The sequence below is a fragment of the Variovorax sp. V118 genome (assembly GCF_041154445.1).
Classification (GTDB): domain Bacteria; phylum Pseudomonadota; class Gammaproteobacteria; order Burkholderiales; family Burkholderiaceae_C; genus Variovorax; species Variovorax boronicumulans.
In genome coordinates this window covers 3274980-3294121 of sequence record NZ_AP028663.1, presented here as the reverse complement: position 1 = coordinate 3294121, position 19142 = coordinate 3274980, and the positions used below count along the sequence as shown (strand labels likewise).

Below are 19142 nucleotides of genomic sequence, written 5' to 3'. Positions count from 1 at the left end.
CCTGCCTCAATCAGGCTTGATGTTTGCCCTTGCGATCACCTTCTGCCAGCGGTTCTGCTCGGCGGTGATGAACTGCGCGAACTGCTCCGGCGTGCCGCCCACGGCCTCGGCCGCATCGGCCGTGAGGCGCTGCATCGAGTCGGGCGACTTCACGGCTTTCATGGTCTCGGCCGAGAGCTTGCTCATCTGCGCGGGCGTGATGCTGGCCGGCGCGAGCATGCCGTACCACTGCGTCATCTCGAAGCCGGGGAAGCCCTGCTCGGCCACGGTCGGCACGTCGGGCAGCTGTGCCAGGCGCTTGGCCGAGCCGGTCGCGATGCAGCGCACCTTGCCGGCCTTGATGAACGGAATGATCGCCGCCGCGCCGATGGCCGAGGCGTCGAGCCGGCCCGAGAGCAGGTCGGTCACCATCGGGCCGGTGCCGCGGTAGGGCACGTGCAGCATGAACACGTCGGCCGTCATCTTCAGGTACTCGAAGGCCAGGTGGCCCGCGCTGCCGTTGCCCGCCGAGCCGTAGCTGAGCTTGCCGGGCTTGCTCTTGGCATAGGCGATGAATTCCTTGAGGTTCTTCGCCGGCACGTCGGGGTGCACCACGTACAGGCTGGGCACCTTGGCCAGCAGGCTCACGGGCTTGAAGTCCTTGTTCGCGTCATAGGGCAGCTTGGCGAAGATGTAGGGGTTCACGGCCAGCGTGCCGATGTGGCCGAGGATCAGCGTGTGCTGGTCGGTGGCGCGTGCCACCTCGCTCATGGCGATGTTGCCGGCTGCGCCGGGCTTGTTGTCCACGAACACGCTCTGGCCCAGCGTGCGCGACAGTTCGGCGGCGGTGGAGCGCGCCACGATCTCCGAGCTGCCGCCCGGCGCGAAAGGCACGACGAAGCGGATCGACTTGCTGGGCCAGGCGTCTTGCGCCGAGGCCATCGACGGCAGCAGGCCGCCGAGGGTGAGGGCGCCGCCGGCTTGCAGCCAGTGGCGGCGGCTCAGGGGAACGTCGGTGGGGAAGCGGTCGGACATGGCTTGTCTCCAGTGTTTTTTGGATGGAAGCCCGCATCCTGCCGGGCGGATGCTGTCGGAATGCTGTCAGTGCCTCTCTGGATGGAGCTCGGTGGTCGAACGGGATGGCGTCGTGCTGCCGGTCGCGAACTCGCAATCAATGGCGCGGGCTTCGGAATGTTGTGGCTTCAAGACACTTCCTCGCCTTCCATTCGGTCCTTCACCGATTTCTCGCTTTCACGGGACCTCGAGTTCATCGGCTAGATAACATCGGTTTACAAAATTGGAGGAGAGACCTTTGAATCACATCTACCGCGTGATCTTCGACCGTCGTCTGGGCCGGTTTCGTGTTGCATCGGAACTGGCGAAGGGCTGCGGCAAGGGCAGCGGCACGGCGACAGTGGCGGGCGCTGCGCTCGCGTTTTTTGCGACCAGCTTCTTTCCGGCGCAGGCGGTGTGCACGGTTGCATTCAACGACGTGACCTGCGACGGTGCCGCCCCCCTGCTGGCGCCGGACTATGCGAACGGCGCCAGCAACCTGAACGTCACGGTGAACGCCGGGGCGACCGTCGGCGTGCTGCCGGGTGGAAGCGGCAGCGCAATGACGCTGACGGGTTCCGACATCAAGCTCACGAACAACGGCCAGATCGATCCGCTGCTGTTCGGCAACGGCACCGCGAACCTGTCCACGGGCGTCGTGATGGGCAACGGCGGGGCCAGTACGGCCACCGTCATCAACAACGGGACGATCAGTGGCACCAGGGATGCGTCCGTCGGCCTGGCCGGCCTGGCGCTCGCGCTGCAGAACGGCGGCGGCATCACGACGATCACCAACAACGGAACGATGACCACCGGGGCTATCGCCAAAGCGACACTGGCCGAGGCCGATGCAGCGGCGGTCGCCGTCTATGGTGGCGGCCAGATCAACATGGTGAACACCGGCACGATCACCGGCCGCATCGCGTTCGAGAGCCCGACTTCCAGCGGCAACAGTTTCACCAACGCGGGCACGATCAACGGCAGCGTTTCGCTCGGCACCGGGGCGCGCAACGACACCTTCATCGCGGCCACCGGCTCGTCCATCAACGGCGGACCGAGCCTGGTGCCGGCCACTGCGGTGGCGGCGCCGTCGGGCGGCACGCTGAACTTCGCGGCCGCCGGCACGGTCGATGCGGGCGTTGGTGGCACCGACACGTTGGTGCTGCGCAACGCCGGCGGTGGTGCTGGCTCGGGCGAGATCAAGGCCGCGCAATACCTGAACTTCGAGAACCTCCAGGTCAACAGCGGCACCTGGACCCTGAACGGCCCGGTGGTCAGCGGCAGCGCCCTGCTCAACGGCGGCGTCGCGATCTTCGATGACACAGGCGCCTTCGGCACCGGCACGCTGATGGGCAACGGCGGCGCGATCCAGGCCGCGGCGAACGGCCTCACGCTGGCCCAGAACGTGAACCTTGTCGGCAGCCTGACCGTGCAGGGCAACAACAACTTCACGCTGGGCGGCACCGTCAGCGGCATCGGTGGCCTCATCAAGAACGGCGCCGGCACGCTCACGCTGAGGGGCAACAACAACTTCTTCGGCGGCACGACGATCAAGGGCGGCATCCTGCAGATATCGGGCGACGCCAACCTCGGCGCGTTCGGCACGGGCCTGGCGCTGGATGGTGGCACCCTGCGCATCGCCGCGAGTTCCGCGCCGTCCTTCAGCATGCGCAACGTCGCGCTCGGCTCCGGCGGTGGCACGATCGATCTGGGCGACAACTTCTTCGGCGTGGCCGGCGCCATCACCGGCAACGGTTCGCTCACCGTTACTGGCAAGGGCGGCTCCCTGAGCCTCATGGGGGCCAATAACTACAGCGGCGGCACGGTGCTGCAGGACCGCGTGAGCATCTTCACCACCGTGAGCGGCGTGTTCGGAAGCGGCGCGGTGCAGCAGCAGGGCGCCGGCTCGCAGTTGATCTTCAGCGACAAGGCGAGCGCCGGCGGCAACGCGTACATGGTGGGCCGCGCCGCAGGCGGGGACAGCGGCAACACGCTGTCGTTCGCCCAGGGCGCCACGGCCGCTTCCTCGAAGATCACGCTCAATGGTGCGACCTGGCAGATGGGCGGCGCGAACGCGTTGCAGTTCGGCGGCAATTCAAGTGCCGATGCATCGACCATCACCAACGCGGGCGGGGCGATCAACTTCTTCGAGAGCGCCAGCGCCGGGACGGCGACGATCACCAACGGAAGCAACAGCCTGTTGGCCTTCGGCCAGACGTCCACGGCCGGCAGTGCGCAGATCGTCAACACGGCCGGCGGGCTGGTGCGCTTCGTCGATGCCGCGACGGGCACGAATGCCTCGGTCGCCAACGCCGCAGGCGCCACGCTCGACGTGTCGGGTGCGACGGGCAAGTCCGCTATGGAGCTCGGTGCGGTTTCGGGCGGCGGCGCCGTTGTCCTGGGCGCCACGCGGCTCTCGCTCGGCGGGCTGGGCCACAGCGACACGATCTCTGGCACCGTCAGCGACAAGGGCAGCATCTTCTCGCAGCCGGGCTCGGGCACGGGCGGCTCGATCGTCAAGGTCGGTGCCGGCACGCTGACATTGAGCGGTGCCAATACCTATACCGGCGGCACCACCATTGCAGCCGGCACGTTGAGCGTGAACAACGTGAGCGGCAGTGCGACCGGCAGCGGCGCGGTGCGGGTGTTCGGCGGCGGGGCGCTCGCGGGCAACGGCAGCATCGCGGGCGCGGTCACCGTCGACAAGGGCGGCGTGCTGTCGGCCGGCAATGGCAGCGCCGGCACGCTGACGCTCGGCAGCTTGAGCCTCTACGAGGGCGCGGTACTCAACTACGACCTCGGCCAGGCCGGCACCGCCGGCGGTTTGCTCAACGACCTGATCAAGGTCAACGGCGACCTGCTGCTGGACGGCACGCTCAACGTGGCGCAGTCCAAGGGCGGCACGTTCGGCGCGGGCATCTACCGCCTGATCGACTACACCGGCACGCTCGCCAACAACGGCCTGGACATCGGCAGCGTGCCGGTTGTGGCCACAGACCTTCAGGTGCAGACCTCGGTGGCCCAGCAGGTCAACCTGGTCAACCGCGCGGGCCTCGAGCTGAAATTCTGGGACGGCGGCGACGCCGGCAAGTACAACGACGGCAAGATCGCCGGCGGCGCGGGCACCTGGCGCGTGGGCGTGCCCGGCGACGGCTGGACCGGCACCGACGGCAAGATCAACGCGGCGTGGGCACAGGACCAGGTCGCGGTGTTCGGCGGCACGGGCGGCACCGTCAATGTCAGCAACGCGGGCGGCACGGTGCGCATCATCGGCGCGCAGTTCGCGGCCGATGGCTATGTGGTGCAGGGCGATGCGATCGAACTCGGCGCCTCGGGCACGGTGGTGCGCGTGGGCGATGGCTCGGGCACCGACACCGCGCGCAGCGCGACGATGAATGTCGCGCTCACCGGCACGGGCGGCCTGGTCAAGGACGACGTGGGCACGCTGGTGCTGCGCGGCACCAGCAGCTACACCGGCGGCACCACCGTCAAGGCCGGCGTGCTGGTGGGTGACACGCTGAGCCTGCGGGGCAACATCGTCAACAACGCGGAGGTCGTCTTCGACCCGAACCTGTTCGTCGTCGGTTCCTATAACGGCGCGATGAGCGGCAGCGGCCGGCTGCGCAAGATCGGCGGCGGCATTCTGCTGCTGGGCAGCGCGAACAGCTACACGGGCGGCACCTTCGTCGATGGCGGCTTGCTCTCCACCGATGTCACCGGCGCCCTGGGCAGCGGCCCGGTGAGCGTCGCGGCCCCCGGCAGGCTGCTGTTCGGCATCAACGCCGATGCGGGCGGCGCGGCCATCTACAACCAGGGCTCGGTGCGCTTCCAGACAAAGGCAAGCGCCGGCACGTCGACCATCACCAACGCCGCGGGCGGGGTGCTGGACTTTGCCGACTACGCCTCGGCCGACAAGGCCACGGTGATCAACCAGGCCGGCGCGCAGGTGCGCATCGACCAGGCGGTCATCGGCGTGAGCTTCGGTTCGCTCAGCGGCGCGGGCGATCTGGTGCTCGGCGGCAGCGCACTCACGCTCGGCGGCAGCGGTGGCGACAACACCTTGTCGGGCACGATCAGCGGCACCGGCGGTGCCGGGGGCTCGATCGTCAAGGTGGGCGGCGGCACGCTCACGCTGTCGGGCGCCAACACCTACACCGGCGGCACCCGGGTGACCGCCGGCACGTTGAGCGTGAACAACAAGAGCGGCAGTGCCACGGGCACGGGCAGCGTGCAGGTGCAAACGGGCGCCACGCTCGCGGGCAGCGGCACCATCGCGGGCACGGTCTTCGTTGCCGACGGCGGCATCCTCGCCGCGGGCAACAGCCCAGGCACGCTGACGCTCGGTGCGCTCGCACTGGGCGGCGGCGCCACGCTGAACTACGAACTCGGCCAGGCCGGCGTGCCCGGCGGCGCGCTCAACGACCTGATCAATGTCACGGGCAACCTGCAGTTGAATGGCACGCTGAACGTCGCGCAGTCGGCCGGCGGCACTTTCGGGCCAGGGTTGTATCGCCTCATGAGCTACGGCGGCACGCTGACCGACTTTGGCCTGGACATCGGCACCGCACCGGCCGGCACCAAGCTGGCCGACCTGCAGGTGCAGACCTCGGTGGCGAACCAGGTCAACCTGGTCAACCGCGCGGGCCTTGAGCTGAGATTCTGGGACGGCGGCGACAGCACCAAGTACCACGACAACCAGGTGGCCGGCGGCAGCGGCACCTGGCGCGTGGGCAACCCACAGCCCTCGCAGGACGGCTGGACCGACATGGATGGCAAGCTCAACGCCAACTGGGCGCAGAGCCAGTTCGCGGTGTTCGGCGGCAAGGGCGGCACCGTGACGGTCGATGGGGCCGGTGGCGCGGTGCGCATCGCGGGCGCGCAGTTCGCGGTCGACGGCTACGTGGTACAGGGCGCTGGCCTCACGCTGGATAACGCCAACTCGGTGGTGCGTGTGGGCGACAACACGGCCGCGGGCGCGAACATGACGGCGACGATGAATGTCGCGCTCTCGGGCGCGGGCGGCATCTCCAAGGAGGATGCGGGCCGGCTGATCCTCGGGGGTATCAACACCTACACCGGTGGCACCACAGTCAAGGGCGGCGTGCTGCAGGGCAGCGCCACCAGCCTGCAGGGCAATATCGTCAACAACGCCGAAGTCGCGTTCGATCAGGACAAGACCGCTGGCACCTACGCCGGCGCGATGAGCGGCACCGGCAAGCTGCGCAAGATCGGCACGGGCACGCTGACGCTGGCCAGTGTCAGCAGCTACAGCGGCGGCACGCTGGTCGATGCGGGCACGCTCGCCACCGACACCAGCGGCGCGCTGGGCACGGGCGCTGTCGGCATCGCCTCGGGCGCGGCGCTGCAGTTCGGCGGCAAGGCCGACGCGGGCACGCTGGTCATTGCCAACCAGGGCACGCTGCGGCTGCAGGACGGCGCGAATGCCGCCAGCGCCACGGTGACCAATGCGGCCGGCGCGCAAGTGCACATCGACCTGGCCACCACCGGTGCGAGCATCGGCTCGCTCGGCGGCGCGGGCGACGTGGTGCTCGGCGCGAAGGCGCTGACTACCGGCGCAGTCGGTAGCGACAGCACGATCTCTGGCGCCATCAGCGGCGCCGGCGGTTCGCTCGTGAAGGTCGGAGCAGGCACGCTCACGCTCGCGGGCACGGCCAGCTACAGCGGCGAGACGCGCGTTGTCGCCGGCACCTTCAAGGCCGGCGCGGCCAACGCCTTCAGCGCTGCTTCAAGCGGCGTCGTGGCCAGCGGCGCCGCGCTCGATCTGGCGGGCTTCAGCCAGAAGATGGCAGGCCTGAACAACGCAGGCACGGTCTCGCTGCTGGGCAGCACGCCCGGCACCACGCTCACGTTGACCGGCCCCTACGTCGGCAACAACGGCGTGCTGCGGCTGGCCGCGAAGCTGGACAACCCCGGCACCGCCGACCGTCTCGTGCTCGACGGTGCTGCCGCCAGCGCGAGTGGTCGCACGACGGTGCAGGTTTCCAACCTCGGCGGCCTGGGCGCACGCACCAGCGGCGCGGGTATCGAGCTGATCAGTGCGCGCAACGGCGCGACCACCACCGCGCAGACCACCAAGGACGCCTTCGCGCTCTCGGGCGGCCATGTCGATGCCGGGGCCTTCGAATACCGGCTGTACGCGGGCGACGCCAGCGGCGGCGGCGAGAACTGGTATCTGCGCACTGAGGCCGAACCGGGCACGCCGGGCGTTCCAGGCACTTCCGGTGGTGCCGGGCTGCCGACCTACCGCGCCGAGGCTTCGCTGTTCGCGGCGCTGCCCAATCAGCTGCGCCAGGGCAACCTGGGCATGCTCGCGAGCCGCAGCCAACGCGTCGGCGACGACGATGTGCGCGGCGGTGCGGGAGCAACGCCGGGCACCGACGGCAACAACCGTCGCGCCTGGGGCCGGCTGATCTCCACCGACATGGACATCCGCCAGGGCGGCACCGTCTCGCCGCACGGCGAGGGCCGTCTGACCGGACTGCAGGCCGGCACCGACCTGTGGGCCAACCCGGATTGGCGCGCTGGCATCTACGTGGGCCAGCTCGACGGCAACGCCCGCACGAGCGGCTTCAGCGGCGGCCTTCTGAACACCGCCGCAGGCAGCAACGATCTGCGCAGCCAATACCTGGGTCTCTACGGCACCTTCACCACTGAGGATGGCTTCTATGCCGATGCGGTGCTGCAGGCTGGTCGCCACCGCTACACGGTGCAGCCGCTCCTGAGTGCGGGCGTCTCGGGCAAGGGCAACAGCTTCCTGGCATCGATCGAAGTCGGCAAGGCCTTCGCGATCGGTGCGAGCGGCTGGTCGGTGGAGCCGCAACTGCAGCTGATCCATCAACGGCTGCGGCTTGACGACGTGTCCATCCCGGGCGCACTCGTGCAGCAGGACGCGGACAGCGGCTGGATCGGCCGCGCGGGCGTTCGCATCAAGGGCAGCTTCGCGACCGGCGCCGGCACGCTGCAGCCCTATGCGCGCCTGAATGTCTATCGCAGCGCCAAGGGCAACGACGTCGCTCGCTTCGTGAACCCGGCGGCCATCACGCCTGTCGGCGCGCCGATTGGTGGCACCAGCACCGAGCTGGCTGCGGGCTTCACGCTGGCGGTGAGCCAGCGCACGAGCCTCTACGGCGAACTCGGCAAGCAGTGGGCCACGGGTGGCGGGGCGCGGGTGGGCAGCTCCATCAATGCGGCGGCGGGCGTGCGAGTGAAGTGGTGAGCAGGTGAAGTGAGGCGGCGCGACGGAACTGCCTGTCGCGGCCGCTTCGAAAGAAAGCGTCGGCATGACCGACGCGCGCCACCGGTTCAGCTCAGATCAGGTTGCGCATCGCCTGCGCCGTCTCGCGCAGCACGGGCAGCACGCGGGCCACCGCGTCTTCCGAACTCTCGTGCCCCATCGGCATCGTGATGTTGAGCGCGCCCACCAGCGTGCCGTGGCGGTCGCGCAGCGGCACGGCGATGCCGCGGGAGTTCAGGTCGAGCTGCTGCTCCGACAGCGCCCAGCCCTGGGCGCGGATGCGTGCCAGCTCGAGCTTCATGCGCTCCATGCTCGCGATGGTGTGCGAGGTGAACACCGTGAGCTGGCGCGTGGCCAGCCAGTCGTTCAGCTCGGTGTCGCTGCGCAGCGCCAGCATCAGCATGCCCGAGGCCGTCACCTGCGCGGGCACGCGCGCGCCGAGCACGTAGCCGGTGCTCATGCTGCGGTTGGGGCCGTTGCGCGCGATGTAGACCACCTCGTCGCCGTCCATCACACTGAGGTAGGCGATCTCGTTGGTGCCGGCCGCCACGCGCTGCAGGAAGGGCTGCACCACGCGCGGCAGGCGGGCCGACTCGAGGTACGACTGCCCCAGGCGCAGCACGCGCGGCGTGAGCCAGAACAGCTTGCCGTCGCTGGCCACGTAGCCCATGTGCTGCAGGGTGAGCAGGTAGCGCCGCGCGGCGGTGCGCGTCATGTTCGTGCGCTGGCCGGCCTGGCTGGCCGTGAGGCGCGGGTTGGCGTCGTCGAAGGCCTCGATGATGCTCACGCCGCGCTCCAGCCCGGCGATCCAGTCGCGCTTGTCCAGGCCGGCGGGCGGCGTCGAGTCGTCGGGGCTGGTGCTGTTCATGGGCGGAAGTGTGCCCGCGTCCGGCGCAGCGGCGGAGTCCGAATGGCTAAGTAAAAACCCGCAATTTGATCGATTAACGAACTTGAAACATCGATCATCGAGCGTTTTGCGTCTCGTATGCCAGCAGGCCGCGCGCGAAGGGACTATAAAGCCCGCTGTTCCGCCCCGAAACGAGCGATTGACGAACGGAAGCACGCCCATGAGCCCCATCATCACCGGCAGCACCCAGGCCTACCTCATCCCCGGCGACCCGGTCCGCAACGTGCGGCTGCCGCGCATGTTCAACGCGGCCTTCGCGCGCTACGGCATCGACGCGGTGCTGGTGCCCATGCAGGTGCCGGTGCGCGACTTCGCGGTGTTCATGAAGTCGGCCTTCCTGGCGCGCAACGTGCGCGGCATGGTGATCGCGCCGCCGCACAAGCCGCGCGTGGTCGACCTGCTCGACGGCTGCGGCCTGTTCGGCCGCGTGGCCGGCTCGGTCAACGTGGTGCGCCGCACCGAAGGCGACCAGCTCGAGGGCGACCTGTTCGACGGCGAAGGCCTGATCGGCGCGCTCGACCGCTGCAACGTGCCGTTTCGCGGCAAGCGCGTGCTGATCCTCGGCGCGGGCGTGAGCGCCGCCGCGATCGGCGTGGCGCTGGCCGAGGGCGGTACGGTGAACGGCGCGGAGCACATCGCCTTCTTCGACACCGCCTCCGGCAAGGCCGCGGGCGTGGCCGCCAAGCTCGACGCTTTCTTCGACGCGACCGTGGTTGCCGTGGACAGCAACGCGCCCGAGGGCTACGACCTCGTCATCAACGCCACGCCGCTGGGCCTGGCCGAAGACGACGCGCTGCCGTTGGACGTGGCACGCATGGAGCCGCACGCGGCGCTGTTCGACATCCTGCTGCGCAACCAGCCCACGCCGCTGGTGCGCGCGGCCCGCGCGCGCGGGCTCAACGCACAGGCCGGCTTCGAGATGCTCGTGCAGCAGATGCCGCACTACTTCCGCTACTTCGGCCACATCGACGCGGCCGATGCGATGCAGGCCGACGCCGACTTTTTGCGCGAGCTCATCTATCCGCCGGCGATGCACGCTGAGATCGCAACGCCATTGCGCTACCAATCCCCGAGCGTGGCCTGACCCCGTACCTTCCTGAACAAGACGACGCCCATGATCTCCGGCAAGACCACGCTCATCGCCCACATCGGCTACCCCACCGAAGCCTTCAAGGCGCCGATGATCTACAACCCCTGGTTCGACAAGCAGGGCATCGACGCGGTCGTCGTGCCCATGGGCGTGAAGCCCGAGGACTACGCGGTGTCGCTCGCGCAGATATTCAGGTTCTCGAACCTGCGCGGCGCGCTCGTGACGATGCCGCACAAGGTCACGACGATGTCGCTTGTCGACGAGGTCACGCCCACCGCGCGCGTCGCGGGCGCCTGCAACGCCGTGCTCAAGCGGCCCGACGGCAGCCTGCTGGGCGACCAGTTCGACGGCGCGGGTTTCGTGCGCGGCGTGGAGCGCAAGGGGCGCCTGTTCAAGGGCACGCGGGTGCTGGTGTCGGGCACGGGCGGCGTCGGGTCGGCCATTGCGGCATCGATTGCGGCGGCCGGCGCGGCCGAGCTGATGCTGTTCGACATGAGCGACGCCTCCGCGCAGGCCCTGGCCGCGCGGCTGCGCGAGCACTACCCGCAGATGAAGGTCACCACCGGCTCGAAGGACCCGGCGGGCTTCGACATCGTCGTCAACGCCACGCCGCTGGGCATGAAGGACACCGACCCGCTGCCCTTCGACGTGGACCGCATCGCCCCCGAGACCTTCGTCGGCGAGGTCGTCATGAAGACCGAATACACGCCGCTGCTGCAGGCCGCCAAGGGCAAGGGCTGCCAGGTGCAGGTCGGCACCGACATGCTGTTCGAGATGATCCCGGCCTACCTCGAGTTCTTCGGCTTCGGCACCGCCTCGCCCGAAGAGCTGCGCGCCGTCGCGCAATTGAAATACTGAAAACACCGGAACACGCATGAGCATTTTTGAAGGCTTCCTTTCCACCTCCGAAACGCTGGGCGCCTTCAGCGACCGCGCCTTCGTCGACGCCATGCTGCGCTTCGAGGCCGCGCTCGCGCGCGCGCAGGCGGCCGAAGGGCTGATCCCCGAGAGCGCCGCGCATTCGATCGTCGGCAGCTGCAAGGTCGAGCTGTTCGACGTGGCCAAGATCGTGCGCGAGAGCGGACGCGCCGGCAGCGTCGCCATCCCGCTGGTGAAGGCGCTGCGCGAAGCGGTGGGCCTGTTCAATGCCGAGGCTGTGCCCTTCGTGCATTTCGGCAGCACCAGCCAGGACGTGATCGACAGCGCGATGGCGCTGGTCACGCGCGAAGCCGTCGCACTCGTCGAGGCCGACCTCGCCAAGGCCGCCGATGCGCTGCTGCGCCTGGCGGTGCAGCACGCCGACACGCCGATGCTCGCGCGCACGCTGATGCAGCCGGCCTCGGTCACCAGCTTCGGCTTCAAGTGCGCCGGCTGGGCCGCGCCGCTGGTGCGCAGCCGCACCCGTCTGCGCGCCGCCGCGAAGCACGCGCTGCAGCTGCAGCTCGGCGGCGCCGTCGGCACGCTGGCGCAGATGAAGGGGCAGGGCGCTGCGGTGCGCCAGCGCATGGCCAAGGAACTCGGCCTGGGCGACCCCGGCGCCACGTGGCACACGCAGCGCGACGAATGGGTCGCGCTCGGCTGCGAACTCGGCCTGCTCACGGGCAGCCTGGGCAAGGTCGCGGTCGACATCTCGCTGCTCGGCCAGTACGAAGTGGCCGAGGTCGCCGAGCCCAGCGAACCCGGGCGCGGCGGCTCGTCGGCGATGCCGCACAAGCGCAACCCCGTGGCCTCGATGGTCGCCATCGCCGCCGCGCACCGCGCGCCGCAGCGCGTGGCGGCCTTGCTCGGCGCCATGCCGCAGCAGCACGAGCGCGCGCTCGGCGCCTGGCAGGCCGAGCTGGCCGAATGGCCGCAGCTGTTGATGTCGGCGCACGGCAGCGTGCGCGCCATGGCCGGCGCCTTGCCCGGCCTGCAGGTCGACGCCGCGCGCATGCGCGCCAACATCGACCGGCTGCGTGCCGAGTTGCCGCGCGACGCAGCGGACGAATGGTTCGACCCCGCGCTGGCCGTGAATGCGGGGCAGATCGCTGTGGCAGAGGTGAAAGCCCTGCAAGCCCAACTCTCATCCGACAAGGAACTCTCGCAATGACCGCCCCCGACGACACCCCGAGCAACCCCTACGAAGACGGCCTCATCAACCGCCGCCGCGTGCTCGGCGACGCCTGGGTCGACAAGTCGCTCGCCAACCGCAACGGCTTCAACGCCGAGTTCCAGGAGCTCATCACGCGCCACGCGTGGAACGACATCTGGGGCCGCCCCGCGCTGGGCGACAAGACGCGCCGCTTCATGGTGCTGTCGATGATGCTGGGCATCCATGCCTACGAAGAGTTCGCCATGCACGTGCGCGCCGCGCTCGACGGTCCGCCCGAGTCGCGCCTCACGCCCGACGAGATCAAGGAAGTGATCATGATGGCCGCGATCTACTGCGGCGTGCCGGTGGCCAACCACGCCTTCGGCATCGCGACGAATATCCTGCGCGAGAAGGGCCTGCTGCCCGCAGCACCCGCTGCTCCGTCCGCGGCGCAGTGAACGCGCCGGTCGCCCCGAAGAAGGGCCGGTTCGACGTCAGTTTCACCTTGCTGCTGCCGCTGCTGCTGGCCGCGCAACCGGTGGCCACCGACAGCTATCTGCCTGCGCTCCCCGCCATCGCGAAGGAGCTGGGCTCGGCCAGCACCAGCCTCACGCTGTTCGTGCTGGCCTTCGGCTTTGCGCAGCTGCTGTGCGGCCCGCTGGCCGACCGCTTCGGGCGTCGGCCGGTGCTGCTGGCGGGGCTGGCCTGTTATGTGGTCGCGGCTTTCGGCGGTGCCTTTGCGGGCAGCGTGGCGGTGCTCGCGGGCTGGCGCACGCTGCAGGGTTTTTCGATGGCGGCGATTCTCGTGTGCTCACGCGCCGCGGTGCGCGACCTGTATCCGGCGCACGAGGGCCCGCACGTCATGGCACGGGGCCTCACGGGGCTGGGCATGGTCGGGCTGGTGGCGCCGCTGCTGGGCGCCTGGCTGGTGCAGGGCGCGGGCTGGCGCTGGGTGATGGTCGCGATGGCGGTCTATTCGCTGGCGCTGTTCGCGCTGTGCTGGCGCTCGTTCGGCGAAACGCGCAAGCCGCTGGCCGGAGGCGAATCGTCCGCGCCGCGCGGCAGCACGCGCGCCGTGTTCGCCAGCCGCGCCTTCCGCGCCTGGGCCTCGGTGGCGGCGGCCACCTATGGCGGGCTGTTCTGCTTCCTGCTGCTGTCGCCGATGGTCTACATCGGCTACCTCGGCTGGTCGCCCGCGTGGTACGGCTGGATTCCGGCCGGCGGCTCGCTGGTCTACATCTTCAGCACCACGATGTGCCGCAGCCTGCTGCGCCGCTTCGGGCCGATGCGCACCGTGCGCCTGGGCGCGGTGCTGAGCATCACCGGCGCCGTGATCCAGGCGCTGGGCTGCTGGCTGATGCCGCACAGTGCGGTGCCGCTGCTGGCGGGCCACGCCGTGTACTGTCTCGGCCACGGCATCCACCAGCCCTGCGGGCAGGCCGGCGCCGTGGGCGACCTGCCGCACCTGGCGGGACGGGCCGTGTCGTGGTCCGGTTTCGGCATGATGATGGTCGCGTTCTGCGTGGGGCAGGTCGCCGCGCTGTTCGTCGACACGAGTTTTTCGTACGGCGCCTGGCCGATGGTGGTGCCGATGCTGATGGCCGGCACCGTGCTGCTGGCCATCGCGTTCCTGTGGCTGCCGCGCCTTGCGCAACCTGCTTCTCCATCCTCCCCCCAGAAGGACTCCACACCATGACCACTTCCTCCCCCCGCCTGAATGTCGTGCGCGAAGGCGACGGCCCCTTCGTCGTGCTCAGCCATGCGCTCGGCTGCGACTTGCACATGTGGGACGGTGTGGCCGCGCAGCTCGCGCGCGCCCACACGGTGATCCGCTACGACCACCGCAACCATGGCTGCTCCGAGGTGGTGCCCGGCGTGCTGCGCGTGGAAACACTGGCGCAGGACGCGTCCGAGCTGATCGCGCGCGAGACGGGCGGTGAGCCCGTGCACTTCGTGGGCCTGTCGATGGGCGGCATGACCGCGCAGGCGCTGGCGGTGCGGCACGCCGCGCAGCTCAAGACCGTGGTGATCGCCAATTCGGCCGCGCACTACCCCGACCAGGCCCCGTGGCGCCTGCGCGCGGAAACCGTGGCTGCCAAGGGCGTGGCCGCCATCGCCCCGGGCGCCGTGGCGCGCTGGCTCACGCCGGCCTACGCCGCCACGCCCGAAGGCGCGGTGGCCGCGCGCACCTTGCACGACACGCTGGTGCGCACCGACGCGCAGGGCTACATCGAGAGCTGCAACGCCGTGGCCGCCATCGACTTCCGCGACAGCAACCGCCGCATCGCCACGCCCACGCTGGTGATCGGCGGGCTGCAGGACGAGGCCACGCCGATGGCCATGTCCGAGGCCATGGTGGCGCAGATTCCGGGCGCGCGGCTGGCGACCATCGACGCCGCGCACCTGAGCGCGGTGGAACGTCCGGTCGAGTTCGCGCAGATGCTGATCGATTACTGGCGCAGCCTCTGAAAAAAACGCCCGGCCCGCACCCCCGCGCGGGCTAGGTGTAACCCCTATTTCGTGCGAATGATGATCGGTGACGTGCGATCATCGATCAGACGAGGCTGATTTGCGTTGTGGCGCGCCCGGGCTCTTTCTACAGTCCATCCCCATGCACCGCGCCATTGCCACCGTCTCGCTCAGCGGCACCCTCCGCCAGAAGCTCGAAGCCATTGCGGCCGCGGGCTTCGACGGCATCGAGCTGTTCGAAGCCGATTTCGTCAACTTCCGCGGCACCGCCGCCGAGCTGCGCCGCATCGTGGCCGACCTGGGCCTGTCGATCGACCTGTACCAGCCGTTTCGCGACTTCGAAGGCATGCCCGAGGCGCAGTTCCACCGCAGCCTGGAGCGCGCCGAACGCAAGTTCGACCTCATGGAAGCCATGGGCGCGCCGCTGGTGCTGTGCTGCTCCAACACCTCGCCGCTGTCGGTGAACGACCCGGCGCGCGCCGCCGCCCAGTTGCACGCGCTGGCCGAGCGCGCCGCGCGCCGCAACCTGCGCGTGGGCTTCGAGGCGCTGGCCTGGGGCCGCCACACCTCGCGCTACGCCCAGGCCTGGGACATCGTGCAGCGCGCCGACCACCCGCACCTCGGGCTGATCCTGGACAGCTTCCACACGCTGTCGCTGAAGGACGATCCGGCGGGCATCGCCGCCATTCCGGGCGAAAAAATCTTTTTCGTGCAGATGGCCGATGCGCCGCTGTTGTCGATGGACGTGCTGCAGTGGGCGCGCCACCACCGCTCGTTCCCGGGGCAGGGCGATTTCGACGTAGTCGGCTTCTTCGAGCAGGTGCTGCGCGCGGGCTACACCGGGCCGCTGTCGCTGGAGATCTTCAACGACATCTTCCGCGAGACGCCGAACCGCCGCACCGCCGTCGATGCGATGCGCTCGCTGCTGTACCTCGAAAGCGAAACGCGCGAGCGGCTCGCCAACGGGAATGCACCCGTGCAGCCGCAGCGCGTGGAGCTGTTCAACCCGCCACCCGCGCCGGCGCTTTCGGGTCTGTCGTTCATCGAGTTCGCGGCCGACGAGGCCTCGGCCGTCACGCTCGGTGCGCTGCTCGGGCAGCTGGGCTTTCGCCGGGTGGGGCGCCACCGTTCCAAGGCCGTCACGCTGTACCGCCAGGGCGGCATCCACTTCATCGTCAACGCGCAGCCCGATTCGTTCGCGCGCCGCCGTTTCGAGGCGCATGGCACCTCGGTCTGCGCGCTGGGCGTGCGCTGCGCCGACCCGCTCGCGGCCGTGGGCCGCGCCAGCGCCATGCGCTCGCAGCGCCACGACAGCCCGGTCGGGCCGAACGAGCTGCGCGTGCCGGCCATCGTGGCGCCGGGCGGCAACCTGATCCATTTCGTGCCCGAGGCGCTGGGCGCCAACGGGCTGTACGAGACCGACTTCATCCTCGAAGACGCGGGGCCGGGCGACAGCGATGCCGGCCTCACGCGCATCGACCACGTGGCGCTGGGCCTGGCGCTCGACCAGCTCGACACCTGGGTGCTGTTCACGCGCGCCGTGCTCGGCCTGGAGCCCGGCGAGAGCCTGGAGCTGGCCGACCCCTTCGGCCTGATCCGCAGCCGCGGCGTGGCCAATGCCGACCGCAGCCTGCGCCTGGTGCTGAACGTGTCGCTGAGCCAGCGCACGCGCACCGCGCGCACGCTGAGCGTGACCGGCGGCGGCGCGGTGCACCACATCGCGCTCGATTGCGACGACATCTTCGACACCGTGGCCCGGCTGCGCGCCAACGGCACGCGCTTCGTGCCGATCTCGGACAACTACTACGACGACCTGGCCACGCGCATCGACGTGGCGCCCGAGCTGCTGGCGCGCATGCGCGAAGCCGGCGTGCTGTTCGACCGCTCGGCGGCCGGCGACTACCTGCACATCTACACCGAGAGTTTCGACGGCGGCCTCTTCTTCGAGGTCGCGCAGCGCGTGGGCGGCTACGACGCCTACGGCGCGCTCAACGCACCCGCACGCATGGCGTCGCAGGCGCAGCAGCCCCAACAACAAGACTGATTTTTTCCCCTCGCATCCGACACCTTCGTCACACCACTGGAGACAACCCATGGCCCACCCATCCGCCAAAGAGCCGCAAGGCAAGCACCAGTCGAGGAAAGCCGCCGCCAGCGGCTGGATCGGCTCGGCGCTGGAGTACTACGACTTCTTCATCTACGCCACCGCCGCGGCGCTGATCTTTCCGCAGATCTTCTTTCCCAAGGGCGACCCGACCACGGCCATCATCGCGTCGCTCGCGACCTACGGCGTGGGCTATGTCGCGCGCCCCATCGGCGCCTTCGTGCTCGGCCACTGGGGCGACACGCACGGGCGCAAGCAGGTGCTGGTGCTGTGCATGTTCCTGATGGGCTTCTCGACCGTGGCCGTGGGCCTGCTGCCGACCTACGACCAGGTCGGCCTGCTGGCGCCGGCGCTGCTGGTGTTCCTGCGCCTGGTGCAGGGCTTCGCGGTGGCGGGCGAAATTTCGGGCGCGAGCTCGATGATCCTGGAGCACGCGCCGTTCGGGCGCCGCGGCTTCTTCGCGAGCTTCACCTTGCAGGGCGTGCAGGCCGGCCAGATCCTGGCGGCCGCCGTGTTCCTGCCGCTGGCGCACTACATGCCTGAAGAGTCCTTCAACTCGTGGGGCTGGCGCATTCCGTTCTTGCTGAGCTTCATCGTGATCGTGGCCGGCTACATCATCCGCCGCGAGGTCGACGAGACACCGGCCTTCGCTGAAGTCGACCAGAAGGGCGAAGTGGCCAAGGCGCCGATCGTCCAGGCGCTGACCGACAGCTGGGGCGACATGCTGCGCGTGATCTGCATGGCGCTGATGAACGTGATTCCCGTCGTCGCCACCGTGTTCGGCGCGGCCTACGCGGTGCAGGCCGCCTACGGCATCGGCTTCCAGAAAGACGTGTACCTGTGGATTCCCGTGCTGGGCAACATCCTGGCCGTGCTGGTGATCCCGTTCGTGGGCAACCTGTCGGACCGCATCGGCCGCAAGCCGCCGATCATCGTGGGCGCGCTGGCTTCGGGCCTGCTGTCGTTCGTGTACCTGTACGCCATCAGCATCAAGAACGTGCCGCTGGCCATCTGCATGTCGCTCTTGATGTGGGGCGTCGTGTACCAGGGCTACAACGCGACCTTCCCGAGCTTCTACCCGGAGCTGTTCCGCACCCGCAACCGCGTGTCGGCCATGGCCATCTCGCAGAACATCGGCACCACCTTCACCGCGCTGCTGCCCGCGCTGTTCGCCGCCGTGGCGCCTCCGGGCTCGACCAACATCTGGTTCACCGTGGGGGCCATCACCTTCGCCGTGACCGTGCTGGCCGCGCTGGCCGCCATGAGCGCCCGCGAGACCTACCGCGTCCACATGCACGACCTGGGCGACCCGAACGCCGTGCCGGTCGACAAGGCCGAGTACGACCGCCTGCGCGAAGAAACGCTGGCCAGCGCCCGCATGGAGCGCGAGCGCCGCAAGGCCATGGCCTGAAGACCCCGCGCGCACAAAGGGGTTGTGGCGCCATGAAGAATGGCGCCATGACCGCCCATCTCAAGATCGATTTCGTCTCCGATGTCTCCTGCCCCTGGTGCGCCGTGGGCCTTGGCGCACTCGAAGCCGCCCTGAAACGGGTGGCGCCGGAGGTCACGGCCGAGCTGCATTTCCAGCCCTTCGAGCTGAACCCGCAGATGCCGCCCGAAGGCCAGGACACCTTCGAGCACCTGAACCAGAAGTACGGCTCCTCACGCGAGCAGCAGGCCCAGGCCCGCGAGGCGATCCGCCAGCGCGGCGCGGCCGTCGGCTTCGAGTTCAGCGCCGGGGGCCGGCCCCGCGTGTACAACACCTTCAACGCCCACCGCTTGCTGCACTGGGCCGAACTGGAAGACCCGGCCAAGCAGGTGGCGCTGAAGAAGCTGCTGCTCAAGGCCTACTTCACCGACAGCCAGAACCCTTCGGACATCGAGGTGCTGGTGCGCGCGGCGACCGAAGCGGGGCTCGACGCGGCGCGGGCCCGCGAGATTTTGGCCGGCGACGAGTTCGCGCAGGAAACCCGCGAACGCGAGCGCCTGTACACCGACGCCGGCATCCACTCGGTGCCCGCGATCATCATCAACGACCAGCACCTGATCTCCGGCGGCCAGCCGGTCGAGGTGTTCGAGCGCGCGCTGCGGCAGATTGCGGGCGCACAGCCCAGCCGCACCGCCACGGCCTGACGATGCGGGGGGCGCAGGGCCTCGGCCCTGCCGTTTCGTCCTGAAACGAAGCTGACCTTCAGCTTTACCTGAGCGCGGCCC

General features: G+C 69.4%; 12 protein-coding genes. 10 read left to right on the top strand and 2 right to left on the bottom strand.

Features of this window, described 5'->3' with window-relative positions:
• Nucleotides 1-6: 6 nt before the first annotated feature.
• Nucleotides 7-1014, bottom strand: coding sequence for a Bug family tripartite tricarboxylate transporter substrate binding protein (locus tag ACAM52_RS15280; protein WP_369647522.1), 1008 nt, complete (start codon nt 1012-1014; stop codon nt 7-9).
• A gap of 277 nt (nt 1015-1291) precedes the next feature.
• Here ACAM52_RS15280 and ACAM52_RS15275 point away from each other — a divergent pair, with 277 nt between their 5' ends.
• Nucleotides 1292-8269, top strand: a complete 6978-nt coding sequence (locus tag ACAM52_RS15275; protein WP_369647521.1) for an autotransporter outer membrane beta-barrel domain-containing protein — start codon at nt 1292-1294, stop codon at nt 8267-8269.
• 91 nt (nt 8270-8360) lie between these two features.
• Here ACAM52_RS15275 and ACAM52_RS15270 read toward each other — a convergent pair whose 3' ends face one another.
• The gene (locus tag ACAM52_RS15270; RefSeq protein WP_070059409.1) at nt 8361-9155 is read right to left on the bottom strand and encodes an IclR family transcriptional regulator C-terminal domain-containing protein; all 795 of its coding nucleotides are present in this window, start codon (nt 9153-9155) and stop codon (nt 8361-8363) included.
• Between the two features lie 199 nt (nt 9156-9354).
• Here ACAM52_RS15270 and ACAM52_RS15265 point away from each other — a divergent pair, with 199 nt between their 5' ends.
• The 9 genes from ACAM52_RS15265 (at nt 9355) to ACAM52_RS15225 (ending at nt 19061) form a co-directional block, all read left to right on the top strand.
• Complete coding sequence (locus ACAM52_RS15265; protein WP_095947409.1) at nt 9355-10278, top strand: shikimate dehydrogenase; 924 nt, start codon at nt 9355-9357, stop codon at nt 10276-10278.
• A 30-nt stretch (nt 10279-10308) separates the two neighbouring features.
• Entirely contained in the window at nt 10309-11142 is an 834-nt protein-coding gene (locus ACAM52_RS15260) for a shikimate dehydrogenase (protein ID WP_369647520.1), read from the top strand.
• Between the two features lie 16 nt (nt 11143-11158).
• Nucleotides 11159-12373 carry a 3-carboxy-cis,cis-muconate cycloisomerase gene (pcaB, locus tag ACAM52_RS15255; RefSeq protein ID WP_095947411.1) on the top strand — a complete coding sequence of 405 codons (1215 nt, stop codon included), beginning with the start codon at nt 11159-11161 and terminating at the stop codon, nt 12371-12373.
• The gene (locus ACAM52_RS15250) at nt 12370-12813 is read left to right on the top strand and encodes a carboxymuconolactone decarboxylase family protein (protein WP_070059405.1); all 444 of its coding nucleotides are present in this window, start codon (nt 12370-12372) and stop codon (nt 12811-12813) included. The genes pcaB and ACAM52_RS15250 overlap by 4 nt, the downstream gene beginning before the upstream one ends.
• The gene (locus tag ACAM52_RS15245) at nt 12810-14051 is read left to right on the top strand and encodes a multidrug effflux MFS transporter (RefSeq protein ID WP_369647519.1); all 1242 of its coding nucleotides are present in this window, start codon (nt 12810-12812) and stop codon (nt 14049-14051) included. The genes ACAM52_RS15250 and ACAM52_RS15245 overlap by 4 nt, the downstream gene beginning before the upstream one ends.
• On the top strand, nt 14048-14824 hold the full coding sequence (locus tag ACAM52_RS15240; RefSeq protein WP_369647518.1) for an alpha/beta fold hydrolase: 777 nt from the start codon (nt 14048-14050) through the stop codon (nt 14822-14824). Before ACAM52_RS15245 ends, ACAM52_RS15240 begins: the two co-directional genes overlap by 4 nt.
• 142 nt (nt 14825-14966) lie before the next feature.
• Nucleotides 14967-16868, top strand: coding sequence for a bifunctional sugar phosphate isomerase/epimerase/4-hydroxyphenylpyruvate dioxygenase family protein (locus tag ACAM52_RS15235; RefSeq protein ID WP_369647517.1), 1902 nt, complete (start codon nt 14967-14969; stop codon nt 16866-16868).
• A gap of 49 nt (nt 16869-16917) precedes the next feature.
• On the top strand, nt 16918-18339 hold the full coding sequence (locus ACAM52_RS15230; RefSeq protein ID WP_369647516.1) for an MFS transporter: 1422 nt from the start codon (nt 16918-16920) through the stop codon (nt 18337-18339).
• A 47-nt stretch (nt 18340-18386) separates the two neighbouring features.
• Nucleotides 18387-19061, top strand: a complete 675-nt coding sequence (locus tag ACAM52_RS15225; protein ID WP_070059557.1) for a DsbA family oxidoreductase — start codon at nt 18387-18389, stop codon at nt 19059-19061.
• Nucleotides 19062-19142: the final 81 nt, after the last annotated feature.

Coding starts and splice junctions, on each gene's coding strand:
- ACAM52_RS15280 (WP_369647522.1), bottom strand. CDS start 1,014: ATGTCCGACCGCTTCCCCACCGACGTTCCCCTGAGCCGCCGCCACTGG.
- ACAM52_RS15270 (WP_070059409.1), bottom strand. CDS start 9,155: ATGAACAGCACCAGCCCCGACGACTCGACGCCGCCCGCCGGCCTGGAC.
- ACAM52_RS15265 (WP_095947409.1), top strand. CDS start 9,355: ATGAGCCCCATCATCACCGGCAGCACCCAGGCCTACCTCATCCCCGGC.
- ACAM52_RS15260 (WP_369647520.1), top strand. CDS start 10,309: ATGATCTCCGGCAAGACCACGCTCATCGCCCACATCGGCTACCCCACC.
- pcaB (WP_095947411.1), top strand. CDS start 11,159: ATGAGCATTTTTGAAGGCTTCCTTTCCACCTCCGAAACGCTGGGCGCC.
- ACAM52_RS15250 (WP_070059405.1), top strand. CDS start 12,370: ATGACCGCCCCCGACGACACCCCGAGCAACCCCTACGAAGACGGCCTC.
- ACAM52_RS15240 (WP_369647518.1), top strand. CDS start 14,048: ATGACCACTTCCTCCCCCCGCCTGAATGTCGTGCGCGAAGGCGACGGC.
- ACAM52_RS15235 (WP_369647517.1), top strand. CDS start 14,967: ATGCACCGCGCCATTGCCACCGTCTCGCTCAGCGGCACCCTCCGCCAG.
- ACAM52_RS15230 (WP_369647516.1), top strand. CDS start 16,918: ATGGCCCACCCATCCGCCAAAGAGCCGCAAGGCAAGCACCAGTCGAGG.
- ACAM52_RS15225 (WP_070059557.1), top strand. CDS start 18,387: ATGACCGCCCATCTCAAGATCGATTTCGTCTCCGATGTCTCCTGCCCC.